The 17,252-nt window shown below is 65.2% G+C and carries 12 protein-coding genes and 2 pseudogenes; 5 read left to right on the top strand and 9 right to left on the bottom strand.

What is annotated here, in order from left to right:
- Nucleotides 1-7: 7 nt before the first annotated feature.
- Nucleotides 8-2,110, top strand: coding sequence for a M13 family metallopeptidase (locus ARC63_RS13745; protein WP_057503582.1), 2,103 nt, complete (start codon nucleotides 8-10; stop codon nucleotides 2,108-2,110).
- A 222-nt stretch (nucleotides 2,111-2,332) separates the two neighbouring features.
- A complete protein-coding gene (locus tag ARC63_RS13750; protein WP_010483006.1) occupies nucleotides 2,333-4,339 on the top strand; it encodes a M13 family metallopeptidase in 2,007 nt (668 codons plus the stop codon).
- Between the two features lie 70 nt (nucleotides 4,340-4,409).
- Here ARC63_RS13750 and ARC63_RS22875 read toward each other — a convergent pair.
- A pseudogene (locus ARC63_RS22875) lies at nucleotides 4,410-4,602 on the bottom strand (integrase core domain-containing protein); the annotation flags it as partial.
- A gap of 262 nt (nucleotides 4,603-4,864) precedes the next feature.
- The gene (locus ARC63_RS13760; RefSeq protein ID WP_057503578.1) at nucleotides 4,865-7,888 is read right to left on the bottom strand and encodes a TonB-dependent receptor; all 3,024 of its coding nucleotides are present in this window, start codon (nucleotides 7,886-7,888) and stop codon (nucleotides 4,865-4,867) included.
- A gap of 319 nt (nucleotides 7,889-8,207) precedes the next feature.
- Between ARC63_RS13760 and ARC63_RS13765 the strand changes: the two genes are divergently transcribed.
- A complete protein-coding gene (locus ARC63_RS13765; RefSeq protein ID WP_057503579.1) occupies nucleotides 8,208-8,702 on the top strand; it encodes a VOC family protein in 495 nt (164 codons plus the stop codon).
- 76 nt (nucleotides 8,703-8,778) lie between these two features.
- Complete coding sequence (locus ARC63_RS13770; protein WP_057503580.1) at nucleotides 8,779-10,362, top strand: phytoene desaturase family protein; 1,584 nt, start codon at nucleotides 8,779-8,781, stop codon at nucleotides 10,360-10,362.
- Between the two features lie 104 nt (nucleotides 10,363-10,466).
- Here ARC63_RS13770 and ARC63_RS13775 read toward each other — a convergent pair whose 3' ends face one another.
- From ARC63_RS13775 to ARC63_RS13805, 7 genes are all read right to left on the bottom strand, one after another.
- Complete coding sequence (locus ARC63_RS13775; protein ID WP_005410509.1) at nucleotides 10,467-11,141, bottom strand: rhomboid family intramembrane serine protease; 675 nt, start codon at nucleotides 11,139-11,141, stop codon at nucleotides 10,467-10,469.
- A gap of 93 nt (nucleotides 11,142-11,234) precedes the next feature.
- Complete coding sequence (locus ARC63_RS13780) at nucleotides 11,235-11,573, bottom strand: MGMT family protein (RefSeq protein ID WP_224329410.1); 339 nt, start codon at nucleotides 11,571-11,573, stop codon at nucleotides 11,235-11,237.
- Nucleotides 11,570-12,490, bottom strand: a complete 921-nt coding sequence (locus tag ARC63_RS13785) for a DMT family transporter (RefSeq protein ID WP_029550870.1) — start codon at nucleotides 12,488-12,490, stop codon at nucleotides 11,570-11,572. Before ARC63_RS13785 ends, ARC63_RS13780 begins: the two co-directional genes overlap by 4 nt.
- A 120-nt stretch (nucleotides 12,491-12,610) precedes the next feature.
- Nucleotides 12,611-13,969, bottom strand: coding sequence for a glutathione-disulfide reductase (gene gorA / locus ARC63_RS13790; protein WP_049454972.1), 1,359 nt, complete (start codon nucleotides 13,967-13,969; stop codon nucleotides 12,611-12,613).
- Nucleotides 13,950-15,209, bottom strand: coding sequence for an NAD(P)/FAD-dependent oxidoreductase (locus tag ARC63_RS13795; protein ID WP_425513178.1), 1,260 nt, complete (start codon nucleotides 15,207-15,209; stop codon nucleotides 13,950-13,952). Before ARC63_RS13795 ends, gorA begins: the two co-directional genes overlap by 20 nt.
- A gap of 3 nt (nucleotides 15,210-15,212) precedes the next feature.
- Nucleotides 15,213-16,457, bottom strand: a complete 1,245-nt coding sequence (locus ARC63_RS13800) for a DUF418 domain-containing protein (RefSeq protein ID WP_057503581.1) — start codon at nucleotides 16,455-16,457, stop codon at nucleotides 15,213-15,215.
- A 99-nt stretch (nucleotides 16,458-16,556) separates the two neighbouring features.
- Nucleotides 16,557-17,039 (bottom strand): FKBP-type peptidyl-prolyl cis-trans isomerase, encoded by a 483-nt coding sequence (locus tag ARC63_RS13805; protein WP_010482989.1) that lies wholly within the window; start codon nucleotides 17,037-17,039, stop codon nucleotides 16,557-16,559.
- Here ARC63_RS13805 and ARC63_RS23285 point away from each other — a divergent pair.
- A pseudogene (locus ARC63_RS23285) lies at nucleotides 17,038-17,252 on the top strand (hypothetical protein); the annotation flags it as partial. The gene ARC63_RS13805 and the pseudogene ARC63_RS23285 overlap by 2 nt on opposite strands.

Genomic DNA, 17,252 nt, shown 5'->3' on the forward strand with positions numbered 1-17,252 from the left:
CATCAAAGTGACCCGTACTCCCAAGATCGTGCTGCTGACCCTGGCCGTTTCGGCCGCGCTGGTCGGCTGCGGCAAGAACGAAACCCCGGCCAAGGACGCCAACGCCTCCACGCCGGCTGCGGCCGAAGCCACCCAGTACACCCTGGACGAGAGCAAGCTGCCGGCCTACAACGCCTTCCAGCCCAGCGATCTGGATACCAGCAAGGACGCCTGCGGCGCCTTCGGCGACTACGTCAACAGCAAGTGGCTGGCCGCCAATGAAATTCCGGGCGACCGCACCAGCTGGGGCGCGTTCACCATCCTCGACGAGCGTTCGGTGGCCGTGCAGCACCAGCTGGCTGAACAGGTCGCGCAGGTCAAGAACCCGAACCACATCGAGAAGATCGTCGGCGACCTGTGGGCCACCGGCATGGACGAGGCCAAGATCAATGCCCAGGGCATCGAGCCGCTGAAGGCCGACCTGACGGCGATCGACGGCCTGCAGGACAAGGCGGCCATCGCCGACTACCTGCGCAGCAGCGCGGCCAAGGGTGACAACGTCCTGTTTGGCTTCGGCGCCGAAGCCGACTTCAAGAACTCGGCCGTCAACCTGGCCTACGCCAGCCAGGGCGGCCTCGGCCTGCCGGACAGCACCTACTACACCGATGCCAAGAACGCCGACAAGCTGAAGGCCTACCAGGCGCACGTCGCCAAGGTGCTGGAGCTGTCCGGCGTCGCCGCTGCCGACGCTGCCAAGCAGGCCGAGGACGTGGTCAAGTTCGAGACCCGCCTGGCCAAGGCCTCCAAGTCGCGCGTCGAGCTGTCGCGCAACGTCGAGCTGTACTACAACCCGGTCACCCTGGCCGACGCCGACAAGCTGACCCCGAACTTCAGCTGGACCGAGTTCTTCAAGTCGCAGGGCGTGGCCGCACCGGAGAAGTTCTCGCTGGCGATGCCGGCCTTCCATGAGGAAGTGAGCAAGGCACTGGGCGACACAGATCCGTCGGTGTGGCGTGCCTACCTGCGCTTCCACACCGTGGACAGCGCCTCGCCGTATCTGGCCGACGCCTTCGTGCAGGAGAACTACGAGTTCTACGGCAAGACCCTCAACGGCCAGAAGGAACAGAAGCCGCGCTGGAAGCGCGTGCTGGGCACCATCGAGAACGATGCCGGCGAAGCCTTCGGCCAGCTGTACGTGAAGGTTGCCTTCTCGCCGGAAGCCAAGGCGAAGATGGAAGAGCTGGTGAAGAACCTGGCCGCCTCGCTGAAGGAACGCATCCAGGGCCTGAGCTGGATGAGCGATGAAACCAAGGCCAAGGCCATCGCCAAGTGGGAAACCTTCACCCCGAAGATCGGTTACCCGGACAAGTGGCGTGACTGGGCGGGCCTGCAGACCCAGCGCGACAGCTACCTGGGCAATGTGCGCGCGGCCAGCGAGTTCAACTACAAGTTCAACCTGTCCAAGATCGGCAAGCCGGTGGACAAGACCGAGTGGGGCATGACCCCGCAGACGGTCAACGCCTACTACAACCCGCTGCAGAACGAGATCGTGTTCCCGGCCGCCATCCTGCAGCCGCCGTTCTTTGACCCGAAGGCCGATGACGCGCTGAACTACGGCGGCATCGGTGCGGTGATCGGCCACGAGATGACCCACGGTTACGACGACCAGGGCGCACGCTTCGGGCCGACCGGCAACATGGAAGACTGGTGGACCGCCGCTGACAAGAAGAACTTCGAAGGCCTGACCGGCAAGCTGGTCAAGCAGTTCGACCAGTACAAGGTCGACGGCCAGGCCGTGAACGGCCACCTGACCCTGGGCGAGAACATCGCCGACCTGGGTGGCCTGGCTACCGCCTACGACGCGCTGCAGAAGGCCTCCGCCGGCAAGGAAGATGCAAAGGTCGATGGCTTCACCCGTGACCAGCGCTTCTTCTTCAACTGGGCTACCGTGTGGCGCACCAAGTACACCCCGGAAAACGCCAAGGTCCGCCTCGCGACCGACCCGCACGCGCCGGCGCAGTTCCGCGCCATGGGTGCGCCGTCGAACCTGCCGACCTTCGCCGCGGCATTCCAGTGCAAGGCCGGTTCGCCGATGGCCCGCACTGGTGAGCAGCAGGTGGTGATCTGGTAAGCCACGGCTGACGCCAAGGCAGACCTGCAGAGGCCCGGGAATTCCCGGGCCTTTGTTATTCTGGGGTGTCTTTCATCCACGCATGGCGTGGATCTACTGATCCCGGCGCTCCCCGGTAGCTGCCGACCTTGGTCGGCGAATGCACCGCGACGCGTGCATGCCGCGTCGATGCCCGGCTTGCTATAGTGCGCGCGCCCTCAATCCATCACGGATTCGTTCCACATGCCCAACTTCCGTCCGCTTGCCATCGCCCTGGGCATCAGCCTGGCGACCCTGGTCCCGACCCACGACGCGTTCGCTGCCAAGAAAAAGGCCGCGCGTGCCCCGGCTGTCAGTGCCCAGTGCAGCGACTTCTATGACGCCACCAATGCAGGCTGGCTGAAGGCCAACCCGGTGCCGCAGACCGGCGCCACCACCGCGCTGGGCCAGCTTGTCGACCGCAGCCGCCAGCAGCAGCGTGAACTGCTCGACGCCGCGATGAAGGCGCCGCAGGGCAACGTGCAGAAACTGCTGGGTGACTTCTGGGCCAGCGGCCTGGACGAAGCCGCCGTGGAAGCAGACGGCTCCAACCCGATCGCCCCGCTGCTGACCCGCATCAATGCCATCAAGAAGGCCAAGGATGTGCCGGCCTCGATCGCCGCACTGCACCAGGTCGGCATCCCGGTGGCATTCAACTTCGGCCCGGACGTGGACCTGAAGGCGCTGGACCGCCACATCGGCTACTTCATGCAGGGCGGCATGGGCCTGCCGGACCCGGCGTTCTATACCCGCAGCGACGCCGACACCGTGGCGCTGATGGGCCGCTACCGCAACTACGTCAAGCAGATCCTGGCGCTGACCGGCACCCCGGCTGCCAAGCTGGATGCCGAGTCGCAGGCGGTGATCGCGCTGGAAACCGAGCTGGCACGCAATGCGCAGTCGCTGGCCGGCATCAACAACCCGTTCAACAACTACGCGCCGATCTCCACCAAGGAGCTCAACAGCCGCTACCGCAACCTGCAGCTGGATGCCTTCCTGAAGGCACAGGGCGTGGATGACGACCTGGTCTCGCTGGCCGACCCGGGCCTGTTCAAGCAGCTCGACGGCATGGTCACCAAGCTCAAGCCGGACCAGTGGAAGGCCTACCTGCGCTGGCGCGTGGGCGACTCGATGGCACCGTACCTGTCCAAGGCCTATCGCGACGCCGAGTTCGAATTCCGCGGCCGCGTGCTGCGTGGCGAAACCCTGCCGCCGCAGCGCTGGGAAGATGTGCTGGAGGCGATCAACGTGGCCGCCGGCCCGATGGTCGGTCGCGAGTACGCTGCCCGTTACCTGTCCGCCGAAGATCGCCGCCAGGCGGCGTGGATCGTCGACAAGGTGCGCGAAGTGCAGATCGAGGCGGTCAAGAACAGCAGCTGGATGAGCGCCGAAGCCAAGACCGAAGCGCAGGCCAAGCTGGCCGCGCTGAAGATCGAGATCGGCACCCCGCTGCGCGACCTCGACTACAGCGTGCAGCCGATGGGCCGCGGCTCGTTCGGCGGCAACATGCTGATTGCTTCGACCTGGCGCCATCGCGAAGAAATGAAGCGCATCGGCAAGGGCAACGCCGACCGTCGCTGGGACGTGCTGCCGCAGCAGCCGTCGCTGGCCTACGACCTGGCGCAGAACCGCCTGATCGTCACCGCCGCGATCCTGCAGGGCCCGGTGTTCAACGCCAAGGCCGATGCTGCCGACAAGTTCGGCAGCTTCGGTGGCCTGGTCGGCCATGAGCTGACCCGCGCGATCGATGCCAAGGGCGCGCTGGTCGACGCCAAGGGCGAGCTGCGCAGCTGGTGGACCCCGGCCGACAAGACCGCCTGGACCCTGCTCGGCAGCCGCGTGGCCGCGCAGTACAGCGCCTACGATTTCCCAGGCGTGAAGGGTGCCAAGGTCAACGGCACGCTCACCCAGGAAGAGAACCTGGCCGACATCGCAGGCCTGGAACTGGCCTGGGCGGCGTATGTCGCGCAGGAGCCGAAGGCCAAGCAGGCGCAGCAGCAGGGCTTCTTCCGCGCCTGGTCTGCACTGTGGGCGCAGCAGCTGGCGCCGAACGAGGCCGTGCGCCGCCTGACCGCCGACATCCGCGCACCGGGCCTGTGGCGCAGCAACGGCACGCTGGCCAACCTGCCAGCGTTCGGTGCTACTTTCAGCTGCAAGGCCGGCCAGCCGATGCAGCGCAGCGAAGCGGAACAGATCAAGGTCTGGCGCTGATCATGCGGTTGTAGCGGCTGACCCGTCCTGCCATAGGTTGACACCTATGGGGTGGATGATCTGGCCGCCCTCAGGCGGCCAAAGACGCCCGATGCACCGCATCGGGCGTCTGCATTTTAAGGGACAGATGGGGTCGCTCCGCGTTATAGACCTCCACTGCCTCAGCCACCATCTGCCGGGCCTGTCCCAAGGTCCCGTGGGCGACGAAGCAGAAATTCTCCTTTGAGTATCCCGTTGATCCGTTCCGCCAGCGCCTTTTTGTAGGTCAGTTCCCCGCGCTCCACCTGGTCGACCACCGACAGCTTGAAGGCCAGAGAATAGTCCCGTTGGCTGCGCCTGATTGTTGATTTCATTGAACATTCCTTTTCCGTAGGGAAGAGGTGTCAACCCAATTCAGGACGGGTCAGGCAACAGGAAAAGGGCGCCTTCAGGGCGCCCTTTTCCTGTGCCAGTCACTCCAAAAAAAGGACCCCGGCAATGCCGGGGTCCCACTCATCTCATGGAGAGGTCGACACGCGACTACGATCAGAAGTCGTACGACGCACTGACACGGACCGAACGCGGTGCGCTGAAGTACGTGCCCATACCGTAGGTGTTCGACACAGTGTAGGGGGCATCCCCATATACCGCATCGGTCTGCACGGCACGACGCTGATTGAGCACATTGAAGACATCCAGACCGAATGCCAACTTGTGATCGGCAAACGCAGGGCGATACATCACCCCCAGATCCACGCGCGTGGTCCATGGCGTACGGCCGGCGTCACCCGGACGCGAAGGCGTGCCACCACAGTAGTGATACGCTGCATCGTAACCCAGAGGATCGCTTTCATCGGTGCCGTAGTAGCCCAGGCAGCTCTTCGGCATTCCAGACATGATACGCAGGGTCGCCGACGCTGACCACTCGTCATTGAACATGTATGCACCGTAGCCCTTCAGCTGGTGGCGTCGGTCGTTGGCGAGGTACCCGCCCGCGTATTCCATCAACGCCCCGGCGTCCCAGTCCTGCGTCTTGGATACATCATCCTGTCCGATGTCCGACTTCACCTGGCCCTCGGTATTGCCGAAGTTGCGCGACCAGGTGTAGTCCAGGCGGCCATACCACTTGTCACTCAGCGGGTGTTCGATGAACAGGTCCACAGCAATATAGTCGCGCTTGGCCTTCTTGTTCCCGAAACCCCAGTCTGCCGAACTCATCCGTACCGGCGTATAGCCCGAGCCATCGGCATGCTTGAGCATGATCGTGTTCGTCTTGCCGGGATTGAAGATCACGCAACCCGGGATCACCAGATCGCTCGAATCAACGCCCATCGCGTCCAGCTTGTCGATGATGCGGTCCGAGTCACAGGTGTCGTCGATGGCCGACTGCAGGCGGCGATAGGTGAATTTGGCACCGGAGTTCCAGCGCTCACCCAGCGTCTTCTCGAAACCAAGAATGAGTTCGTCCTGATACTGCGACTTCAGGTCTGTTGGAGCTACCGACAGCGGATCCGGGGTCTGGCCATACTCGTTGTTGGACGACACCGGACCCGGGCCAAGCGCGGTGAGGCCCGTCGGAACACCGTTCTCATCAATGCCGTTGTAGGCAAAGTACTCGCGAGTGAAGGTCGATGCCGAAGCACCGCGAATAGCCACACTGTTCGGAAGTGCCAGGTAGTAGCGGCCGAGATTGGCAAACAACTTCAGCGACGAATCGCCGAACACGTCCCAGCTTGCACCAAGGCGCGGCGCCCACTGATCGCCACTCTCCACATAAGGCCTGGCATCACTGTTGTAGTTGGTGAACTTGTCGTTGCGCACGCCGATGGTCAGCAGCCAGTTCGGCGTGACTTGCCAGCGATCCTCCAGATAGTAGGCCTTCTGCTTGACCGACATGCTGGTGGTGGTGGAGAAGATGTACTTCTGCACGAAGTAGCCATCACCCGGCGGTGGCGCGATGTCAAAGCGCGGGCTCGGCGATTCGCCGGGCTCGACGCGTCCATAGATCCACGCGTAGCTGGGGCCCGTGACCTTCTGGCCTTCGTTGTGCCCCTGGTAGTACATGTTGTCGATACCACCGGTCAGCTCGTGGTCACCGATCCGATACTGCAGATCCAGTCGCAAGCCACGCGTCTTGCTGCCCGCATCTGCAGCCTTTTCATAGAGCTCAGGCTGGCTGTTGCGGATCGGACGTCCGCCCGTGATGGCGGGGTCCTGGTTACCCGGGGCACTGAGATAGGGGATACCGGACGAGGCCGGGTTGGATTCCAGGTTGCTCTGCTTGCTGCGTCCCCAGACCGCACTGAGGGTCAGGTCATCAGTCAGGTAGCCGGTGTACTTGAAAATATCGAAATCGTCCTTGACCTTCGTGGTATTCGGGAAGGTCCCGGTGCGATCGCCTTCGGTCAGGTCGTCGTACTCGAACGACCGGTAGTAGCCACCAGTGCGATCGGTGTTCTGCACACGGGTGTACTCAAGGGTATTGCTGTCGTTTATGTTCCAGTCGATCTTGCCGTAGAACTTCGGCGTGTCGATCGTGTAGTGGTTGCGAACCTGTTGCGAGGCCGCAGCACTGTTCGTCGACACGCCTTCCGTACGGTCCTTCTCGGCGGCCAAGTGGATGAACAGGCGATCCTCGATCAACGGGCCGCTGGCATAACCGCTGTACGTGGTGCGAGTCGCGGCATCGTCCTTACGATAGCGATAGAGGCTGCCACGCAGCGAATCCTTGGTGTAGGCGTAGCCTGCGGGCAACTCGCGGTCCGGATACATCACCGTCGCCGCGGAGGCAGCCAACGAGTCGGGTGCCCACGTTGCCTGCACACCAAAATGCCATTCGTTGGTACCGCGCTTGCCCAGCTGATTGATCACGCCACCGGTAGATCGACCATAGCCGGCACCGTAGCCGCCCATGTAGGTTTCCTGCTGGTCGATCGAACCATAGGGCAGGCTGACACCACCGAGGTTGCTCAGCGGGTTGGACGCGTTGAAGCCGTTGAGGTAGTAGGCGTTCTCGGTAACGCTGGAGCCACCGAACGACAACACCGACCGCGAACCGTTGGTGAATGATCCACTGCCAGACACCACGCCCGGCGCCAGCAGCGCAATGGCTTCAGCGCTACGGCCCAGGGGCAGCACGTCGAGTTGCTCGGAGGTGATCACCGACTTGGAGACCGTGTTGCTGACGTCGATCTTCGGCACGTTGGCCGCAACCACGTTCACAGTGCCAAGCGTAGTCGCGCCGGCCGCACCGCCGCCAAACGACACCTCGGTACCGCCGCCGACCCTCAGCAGCACGTTCTCGCGACGCTCGACGATCTGGCCATCGCGCTGCTGGGTAATGGTGTACTTGCCTACCGGCAACGAACCGAGGTTGTAGCGTCCACTGCTGTCGACCGTCGCTGATCGGGTCAGGCCGGTGTCGCTCTGCACGACAATGGTGGTGCCGGCGGGGGCACTGCCGAACAGCGAGCCGGTGGTGCTCTGCGCGGCGGCTGCGCCAATGAATGAGGTCAGGACGACTGCGAGGGCGGTGCGCTTCAACCGTGCAACGTTGGTGCGGCTGGTCATGAAGTTTCCTTGATTCAGTGAGATCAGGCGTCTGTGGCAATTGCGCTGCAGCAAAGCGAAGGCCTTACGACAACTGAACCCGATCTTAATTTCATCAATCACGCATCCGCAACGGCAGATGAACAAATGTAACCATTTGATCTTGAAAGACAAATTTCGACACAATAGTGAAAATAATCCACTTTTAATTTATCTTTCAGTCACTTGCAGCCATCTCCGGCCCTTCCCTGACGCGTCTTTACGTGCGAGTGTCAGCAGATGCCGGATTAACGGTCGACGTGCTATCGCTGGTATCTCCCCCGCTGCGGAGCCCACGCTGATGGCACACAAGAACACGATCTGTGTCTGGTACGACAACGGCGCGCTCGAGGCCGCCACCTTCTATGCCAGTATCCTGCCCGACAGCGCGGTCACCGCCGTGCATCACGCACCCGGCGACTACCCCGACGGCAAGGAAGGCAACGTTCTGACCGTCGAATTCACGGTCTGCGGCATCCCCTGCGTCGGCCTCAACGGCGGCACCGCGTTCAAGCACAACGAAGCCTTCTCCTTCCAGATCCAGACCGAGGACCAGGCCGAGACCGACCGCCTGTGGAACGCGATCGTGGGCAATGGCGGCCAGGAGAGCCAATGCGGCTGGTGCAAGGACCGCTGGGGCATCTCCTGGCAGATCAGCCCGCGCATGTTGATCGAAGCGGTGACCAGCAAGGACAAGGCACTGGCCAAGCGCGCCTTCAACGCGATGATGCCGATGAAGAAGATCGACATCGCCACCATCGAAGCAGCGATCAAAAAAGGGGACGGAGGGGATTAAGTCGTTTTTCCCCATTGCCGGTGACCCCATGCGAATTGCGACTTGATCCCCTCCGTCCCCTTTTCCCGAGGTGCTGATGTCCTGGGATGCAATCATCATCGGCGGTGGCCACAACGGGTTGGTCTGTGCAGCCTATCTGGCACGCGCCGGCAGGCAGGTGCTGGTGATCGAACGGCGTGGTGTGCTCGGCGGCGCCGCGGTCACCGAGGAGTTCCATCCCGGCTTCCGCAACTCGGTGGCGTCGTACACGGTGTCATTGCTGCAGCCGAAGGTGATCGACGACCTGCAGCTGCATGCGCATGGGCTGCGCATCGTCGCGCGCCCCGTCAACAACTTCCTGCCATTGCCGGACGGCCGCCACCTGTTGTCGGCGCCCGGCCGCACCCAAGCCGAGGTGGCGAAATTTTCCGAGCGGGATGCACAGCGCCTGCCCGCATATGAAGCGCGACTGGAGATTTTCGCCGACGTGCTGCGTGCGTGGGCCCTGCGTACACCACCGGACCTGGGCGTGGCGGGTGGTTGGCGCGCACTACCCGCACTGTGGCAGATGGGAAAGCTCGGCCGCGAACTGGCGGCGTTGGATGCACCACTGCGGCAGGAGCTGCTGGACCTGTTCACGCTGTCGGCGGCGGAGTACCTGGACCGCTGGTTCGAGAGCGAGCCGATCAAGGCGCTGTTCGGCTTCGATGGCATCGTCGGCAACTACGCCAGTCCGTACACGCCGGGCAGTGCCTACGTGTTGCTGCATCACGTGTTCGGCCAGTGCAATGGCGTGAAAGGTGCGTGGGGCCATGCGATCGGTGGCATGGGCGCGATCAGCCAGGCCATCGCCGCCGCTGCACGCGAGGCCGGTGCGGAACTGCGCGTGGATGCCGGCGTGCAACGGGTAGTGACCGAACAGGGCCGCGCCGTGGGGGTGGAACTGGCCAACGGCGAAACCCTGCGTGCACGCGCGGTGGTCGCCAACGTCAATCCGAAGCTGCTGTACGAACAGCTGCTGGAGCCGGCGCAGGTACCGGCTGCCACACGTGAGCGCATGGCGCAGTGGCGCTGTGGCTCGGGTACCTTCCGGATGAACGTGGCGCTGTCGCGGCTGCCGGACTTCCGCGCCCTGCCCGGCCCCGGCCCGCACCTGAGCGCGGGCATCATCCTGGCCCCCAGCCTGGACTACATGGATCGCGCGTGGCTGGATGCGCGGCGCGACGGCTGGTCGCGCGAACCGATCGTGGAGATGCTGATTCCCAGCACACTGGATGACTCACTGGCGCCAGCGGGGCAGCACGTCGCCAGCCTGTTCTGCCAGCACGTGGCGCCGGTGCTGCCCGACGGGCGTCACTGGGATGATCGTCGTGAAGCAGTGGCCGATCTGATGATCGCCACCGTTGAGCGGTATGCACCGGGTTTCGCTGACAGCGTGCTGGGCCGCCAGGTCCTGTCACCGCTGGATCTGGAGCGCACGTTCGGGCTGATCGGGGGCGACATCTTCCACGGTGCGCTCAGTGCCAACCAGTTGTTCTCGGCACGGCCCATGGTTGGCCAGGCCGGCTATCGCGGTGCCCTGCCCGGGTTGTATCTATGCGGGTCGGGTACCCATCCCGGTGGTGGCGTGACCGGCGCGCCAGGTCACAATGCGGCGCAGGTGGTGTTGCAGGATCTCTGAAGGCGTGCCGACCAACGGTCGGCACCTACCGCGTCAAATGATCCTGGCCAAGGTGTGCCAACCAAAGTTGGCACCTACCCGCGTGAAGCGAGGCGCATCGCGCCTCACTTCACGCTGCGCAGATGGTTCGGGCGCTTCGGCGGGCCGGGCGGGCGACGCTTGTTGAATGGCGGCTGCCCGCGCCAGTAGCGGATCAGCAGCCAACCGAACAGCATGCCGCCCAGATGCGCGAAGTGGGCCACGCCCGGCTGCCAGCCGGTCATGCCCAGCACCAGCTCACCCACACCGAACAGGATCACGAAGGTCCGTGCCTTCATCGGGATCGGCGGGAACAGCAGCATCACCCGCTGGTTCGGGAACAGCATGCCGTAGGCCAGCAGCAGGCCGAACACGCCGCCGGAGGCGCCCAGCACCGTGGCCGGATTCTCCAGCAGGGTACCCACCAGCAGCTGGCAGACACCGGCGCCAGCCACGCACACCAGGTAGTACAGCAGGAAGCGCTTTTCGCCCCAGGTCTGCTCCAGCGGCGCGCCGAACATGAAGACCGCCAGCATGTTGAAGAACAGGTGGCCGAAGCTGCCATGCAGGAAGCCATAGGTCAGCAGCTGCCACGGCTGGAAGTTGCCGCCCGGCGAGAACGCATCGAAGCCCTGCTGCAGCGGTTGCAGCATGAACGGCTCGAAGGTCTGCATGCCGAGCAGGAACGGCTGCTGCAGCAGGAACAGGATCGCGTTGGCGATCAGCAGGGCCTTGGTGACGGTAGGCAGTCGCGGGAACATGGGAGCACCGGCATGGAACGGCCTCCATCATAGCCGCAGCACCGTGTGTTGTTGGCGACCGGCAGGCGCAGCCTGTTCAGTCGCCAGCGGTGCTCAGCCCGGGCCCCACACGGCGGCATCCAGCGCCGCGGCCGGATCGGTGGCCGGCATCCGCACCCGGCCGTTCTCCACCACCACACCTTCGGCACGCAGCCGTTGTGACTGCTCGCGCCAACCAGCCGACCCTTCTTCCATGGCAATGCGCCCGTCCGAACGCAGCACGCGATGCCAGGGCAGGTCGGGATCGTCGTTCTGGCCGAGGATGCGCGCGGTCAAGCGCGCACGCCCCGGCAGGCCGGCACGCATCGCCACCTGGCCATAGCCCATCACCTGCCCCGCCGGGATCGCGCGGATCACCGCCAGGATGCGCGCCCGCGCCTGCTCCGGCGTCAGCGCCGCAGGCGGGTCACCAGTAGTACACCGATCAGCACCAGCACGGTGCCGGCGATCTGTGCCGGCCCCATCGGTTCGTCGAGCAGCCATAGGCTCATCACGATGGTGGAAACAGGGCCCAGCATACCGACCTGCGCGGCCAGCGACGAACCCACGCGCTGCACCGCCAGCATGATCGCCAGCACGGGCAGTACCGTGCACACGGTGGCATTGACCAGCGACAGCCATTGCACCGGCGCCGGTGCCTGCCACAGCAATGGCAGCGGATGGGTCACCGCGAAATGCAGCAGCACCAGCACGCTGGCCACGCAGCTGGCGTAGGCGGTGAGGCGCACCGCACCGATGCGCGCGACCACCTGGCCACTGCCGAACAGGTACAGCGCGTAGCTGAGCGCACTGCCCAGTACCAGCAGGCTGCCGACGATGATCTGCCCGCCCTCGCGCTGAAGATCGTGGCCGAAGGCGAGCAGCACGCCCAGATAGCTCAGCACCAGCGCACCAATCTGCCAGCGGCCCGGGCGCTGCCGTGCCAGCAGCACGTTGATCAGCAGCACCAGGGTCGGGTTCAAGTAAAGAATCAGCCGCTCCAGGGTCACGCTGATGTACTGCAGGCCCTGGAAATCGAGCAGGCTGGACAGGTAGTAGCCGGTGAAGCCCAGCCACAGCACGCGGGCGCGGTCGGCCCAGGACAGCGGCTCTGCCCGGCGCGCAGCCCACAGTGCCATCAGCACGAACAGCGGCAGCGCCATCAGCATGCGCAGGGCGAGCAACGTGGTGGCATCGACGCCGTGGCGCAGGCCGAGCTTGACGATGATGGCCTTGCCGGAGGCGGCGATGGCGCCGATCGCGGCCAGGCCGATACCCCCCAGCGCGATGCGCGGGGAAGCGGTGGCGATACGGGAAGCGGGGCTGGACATCAGGACGACGGCGGGCCGCATAGGGCGGCCCGGAAACGCATTGGGGGGCGCCCAGTATCGCATGGGGGCGCCAGGTGCCCTGTAGAGCCGAGCATAGGCTCGGCTCTACAACCGCCCAGGTCAGCGCATCAGCACCACTTCCTCGGCCGAGGTCGGGTGGATCGCCACGGTGTCGTCGAACTGGGCCTTGGTCGCCCCCATCTTCACCGCCACCGCGAAGCCCTGCAGGATCTCGTCGGCCGCTTCGCCCAGAAGGTGGATGCCCACCACCCGCTCTTCCGGACCAGCACAGACCATCTTGAACAGGCTGCGCTGGGTGCCGTTGGCCAGCGCCTGCAGCATCGGGCGGAAACGGCTGTGATACACGCTCACCTGATCGAAACGGGCGCGCGCCTCTTCTTCGCTCATGCCCACCGCGCCCAGCGGTGGATGCGAGAACACCACGCTGGCGACGTTCTCATAGTCCATCTTCGACTGCGGGCGGCCGCCGAACAGGCGATCCATCAGGCGCCGCGATGCAGCCACCGCCACCGGGGTCAGGCCAACCTTGCCTGCGATGTCACCCACCGCATGCACGTTCGGCACGCTGGTGGTCTGCCATTCGTCCACCTCCACCTGCTGGTGCTCACCGATGCCGATGCCCAGCGCTTCCAGGCCCAGGTCGCGACTGTTGCCGCGACGGCCGGTGGCGAAGAACACCGCATCGAATACGCTGTCGAGCGGACCATCATGGCCGAATGCACGCACACGCTCGCCATCGCGCTGCAGTTCGCGCAGGCGATAGCCGAAATGGATGCGCACGCCCTGCTGCTTCAGGTTCTCGGCCAGCTGATCGGTCAGCTCGTAGTCGAAGCGATCCAGCAGCCGCTGGCCGCGCACCAGCAGGCTGACCTTGCTGCCCAGTGCCTGCAGCAGGCCGGCCAGCTCCACCGCAATGTAACCGCCACCGATGATCGCCACCTCGGCCGGTGCCGCGCGCAGATCGAAGAAATCATCGGAGACCAGGCCCAGTTCGGCGCCGGGAATGTCGGGCCGCAGCGGGTGCGCGCCGGTGGCGATCAGGATGTGCTCGGCGCTGTAGCGCACGCCATCGCTGCAGGCCACGGTGTGGGCATCGAGCAGATGACCACGCGCCGGAATGCGCACCACGCCGGTTTCGTCCAGGCGCTTGTGGTAGCTGGTGTGGATGTTGCTGATATAGGCCTGGCGATGGATCACCAGTTCCTTCCACGACAGCGCCGGGCGCGCTTCGACATCGAAGCCCATCGCACTGGCCAGGCCGATGCGCTCGTGCAGGTCGGCCGCCAGCCACATGGCCTTCTTCGGCACGCAGCCGACATTGACGCAGGTTCCGCCCAGTTCGCCAGGCTCCAGCATCGCCACGCGCTTGCCGTGCTGCGCGGCGCGGATCGCGCCAGCCAGGCCGGCGGAACCGCCGCCAAGGACGATCAGGTCGTAATCATAGGGTGCAGTGCTCATCGGAATCGCTCGGGTCGGTAAGGTCGATCGCCGGCGTGCGGCCGCAGACGAGATCGGCGATCAGCTGGCCGGTGCCGGCGCTCATGCTGATGCCGAGCATGCCATGCCCCGCTGCAAGCCAGACGTGAGGATGTGCGGGCGCGCGGCCGATCAACGGCACATCGTCCACGCTCATGGGACGCCAACCGCACCACTGCTCCTGCAGCTGCGCACCACGCGGCGCGCGCAGGTAGTGGTCGGCAGCGTGCTGCAGGGTCTGCAGGCGGGTCGTGCGCAGCTGCGGGTCGGCACCGGCGAATTCCATGGTGCCGCCCAGTCGCAGTGCTTCACGCCAGGCAATCACGAACACGGAATGGTCCTTCAGCACGACTGGGCGCTGCGGCACCTGCGCCGGTCGCGACCAGGTCAGCGAATAGCCCTTGCCGGGCTGGATCGGCACGCGCATATCCAGTTGCCGTGCCCAGCGCGGTGACCACGGCCCGGTCGCCAGCACCAGTTCGCGTGCGTGCAGCGTGCGTTCGCCGACGTGCACGCGCACACCCTGCGCGTCGGCGCTGAAATCCCGCATGTCCGAGTGCTCTTCGATCACCACGCCCTGTGCGCGCAGCACGCGCGCCAGTTCGGCGGTGTAGCGGTCCGGACGCAGCTGCGCATCGCCGGGGAAGTGGATCGCACCGGCAAGGCGATCATGGAACGCTGGATTGTCGCGCGCGTAGTCGGCCCCATCGATGCGCACCGTGGCGATGCCCTGCGCGTTCAGCGCCTCACACTCGGCTGCATGGTGATCGAAATTGCGGGCGTCACCGAACACATAGTCCAGACCGCGCGCCTCGAACTCGCAGTCCAGCGCATGCGTCCGCACCCACTGCGCCAGGCGCAGCCGTGAATCATTCAACAGTGCGCCGCGTGCCCGCGTGGAGTGCAGCCAGTCACGCGCGTTGCAGCGCGCCCCGAACTGCAGCAGCCAGCGCCACAATGCAGGGTCCAGGCGTGTACGGACGTACAGCGGCGCACGCGGATCGAGCATCCAGCGCAGCGCCCGTAACGGCACACCAGGCGCTGCCAGCGGTGGCGCGTGGCTGGGGGTGATGGTGCCACAGTTGCCATGCGAAGTCGCCGCACCCACGCGTCCCCGCTCGATCATACGGACCTGCCGGCCGTTCGCGCACAGCGCAAGCGCGGTGGCCAGGCCGATGGCACCGGCGCCCACCACGATCACATCCTCGCGCGCGCCCTGCATCGATCAGCCCTGCCCGGCCTCGCGCCGCATCGGCGGCCACTGCCGGTAGGTCATCGCGCGCCACAACCATTCCATCGGGCCAAAGCGGAAGCGGCGCAACCAGACGTGTGAAAGGGCCACCTGCACGGCAAACAACAGCAGTGCGAACAGCAGCTGCACGCTGCGTGGCATCATTCCGAACGCGCCCAGGCCGTAGTGGTAGAACAACCAGGTGCACAGCAGCGACTGGCCCAGGTAGTGGGTCAACGCCATGCGCCCGACCGGTGCCAGCCAGGCCAACCGCGCACGCCAATGCACGATCCACGCCAGGTAGCCCAGGCACATCGGCAGGCCACCGATCGTCACCAGTGCCATTGCGGTTGTCACCGGCAGATTGTAGGCACCCGGTGCCAGGTAGGGTTTCCAGGCAACACCGATCAACGTGACCAGCAGGCCCAACGGCAACGCAATCCAGCGCAGCGTCGCGTACAGGCGCGGGAAGCGCTCCGGTGCCGCCAGCGCGCCACTGCCGGCAAACCAGCTGCCGATCAGGAACATGCCCAGCACCTCCGGGCCGGTGATCAGCAGCGCGCCCATCGACGTGCCGAACTCGCTCAGCCGCTGCGCATTGGCCTGCATCCAGCTGCCGTGCCCGTACACCAGGCGCTGCAGCTCGATGCTCTGCTGCGCGTCGGCGAGCATCTTCTGGACGTCTTCCGTCGAAGCCATCGACACCATCGCGCCCACCAGCAGCATCATCGCTATACCGCCGAGGTAGACCGTCACGCCCATCCACGGCAGCCAGCTGCGCGGCGCCTCGCGGCAGGCCAGCAGCGGCAACGAGACCAGCGCGTACATCACCAGGATGTCGCCGGACCAGACCAGCAGTGCGTGGCACAGGCCGATCAGCAGCAGGCCAGCGCTGCGGCGCAGGTAGAACGGGGTGAAGTCGCGCCCGGCGGCCTCGGCGCGCTGCGCCATCACCGCGAAGCCGGCGCCGAACAGCAGCGAGAACAGGGTGAAGAACTTGCCCTGCACGAACACGTACACAAAGGCATCGGCCCAGTAGTCGATGCCCTGCCAGTGCACGTCGATGCCAGTGAAAGCCAGGTCCAGCGGTCCGCTGAAGGCCTCGATGTTCATCAGCAGGATGCCCAGCAACGCCGCACCGCGCAGCACGTCCAGTATGGCGATGCGTTCGCCGGAAGCCATCGGCTGCAGGGAAGGAGAAGCGGCGTTCACGGGGCATCCGTCAGGCAGGTCCGCCATTATGCCGCCGGCCCACACGCCATGTATGGCCGCGTCGTGTTCCAGAAACGCAACGGCCCGCCGAAGCGGGCCGTTGCTGCCATCACGATCGCGCTGCGATCAGTGGTGGTGGCCGCCGTCGCCGTGGACGTGGCCGTGGTCGATCTCTTCCTTGCCGGCTTCGCGCACGTCAACGATTTCGACGTCGAAATGCAGGTCCTTGCCAGCCATCGGGTGGTTCAGGTCGACGTCGACGACGCTCATGCCGACCTTCTGCACGGTCACCGCACGCGGGCCGAAGTTGGTCTGCAGCACGACCTGCTGGCCCGGGGCCAGCTTGGTGTTGCCGAAGTGCTTCTTCGGCACGCGCTGGGACAGGCCCTCGCGGCGCTCGCCGTAGGCATCAGCGGCAGTGACGTCGACGCTGAAGGTCGCGCCGGCTTCCTTGTCCATCATGGCGTTTTCCAGGCCCGGGATGATGTTGCCGTGGCCGATCAGGATCGCCAGCGGCTCGCCGCGGTCCTTGGACGATTCGATCGGCTCCTGGCCGACTTCGGAAACGGTGTAGTGGAAGCGGACAACGCGGTCTTTTTCGATCTTCATGCGCAACTCTGTCTGGATCTGCCGAAGGCAGGCGGGTTGGGGCGGGTTGTCGCCCGGCGGGGACGCCGCCATCATGACGGCCAATCCTAAGGTGGCGCATTATCCGGAGATCATGCACATCACGCCAGTTTCGTCCGGCCTGCGCCGGCTCCTCGCCCCGGCCCTGCTGCTGGCCCTGCCCGTGCTGATGACCGCCTGCGGCGGCGGCAAGGC

The organism is Stenotrophomonas geniculata ATCC 19374 = JCM 13324 (assembly GCF_001431625.1).
GTDB classification, from domain to species: domain Bacteria; phylum Pseudomonadota; class Gammaproteobacteria; order Xanthomonadales; family Xanthomonadaceae; genus Stenotrophomonas; species Stenotrophomonas geniculata.

Coding starts and splice junctions, on each gene's coding strand:
- ARC63_RS13760 (WP_057503578.1), bottom strand. CDS start 7,888: ATGACCAGCCGCACCAACGTTGCACGGTTGAAGCGCACCGCCCTCGCA.
- ARC63_RS13770 (WP_057503580.1), top strand. CDS start 8,779: ATGTCCTGGGATGCAATCATCATCGGCGGTGGCCACAACGGGTTGGTC.
- ARC63_RS13750 (WP_010483006.1), top strand. CDS start 2,333: ATGCCCAACTTCCGTCCGCTTGCCATCGCCCTGGGCATCAGCCTGGCG.
- ARC63_RS13765 (WP_057503579.1), top strand. CDS start 8,208: ATGGCACACAAGAACACGATCTGTGTCTGGTACGACAACGGCGCGCTC.
- ARC63_RS13805 (WP_010482989.1), bottom strand. CDS start 17,039: ATGAAGATCGAAAAAGACCGCGTTGTCCGCTTCCACTACACCGTTTCC.
- gorA (WP_049454972.1), bottom strand. CDS start 13,969: ATGAGCACTGCACCCTATGATTACGACCTGATCGTCCTTGGCGGCGGT.
- ARC63_RS13800 (WP_057503581.1), bottom strand. CDS start 16,457: ATGGCGGACCTGCCTGACGGATGCCCCGTGAACGCCGCTTCTCCTTCC.
- ARC63_RS13795 (WP_425513178.1), bottom strand. CDS start 15,209: ATGCAGGGCGCGCGCGAGGATGTGATCGTGGTGGGCGCCGGTGCCATC.
- ARC63_RS13785 (WP_029550870.1), bottom strand. CDS start 12,490: ATGTCCAGCCCCGCTTCCCGTATCGCCACCGCTTCCCCGCGCATCGCG.
- ARC63_RS13775 (WP_005410509.1), bottom strand. CDS start 11,141: ATGTTCCCGCGACTGCCTACCGTCACCAAGGCCCTGCTGATCGCCAAC.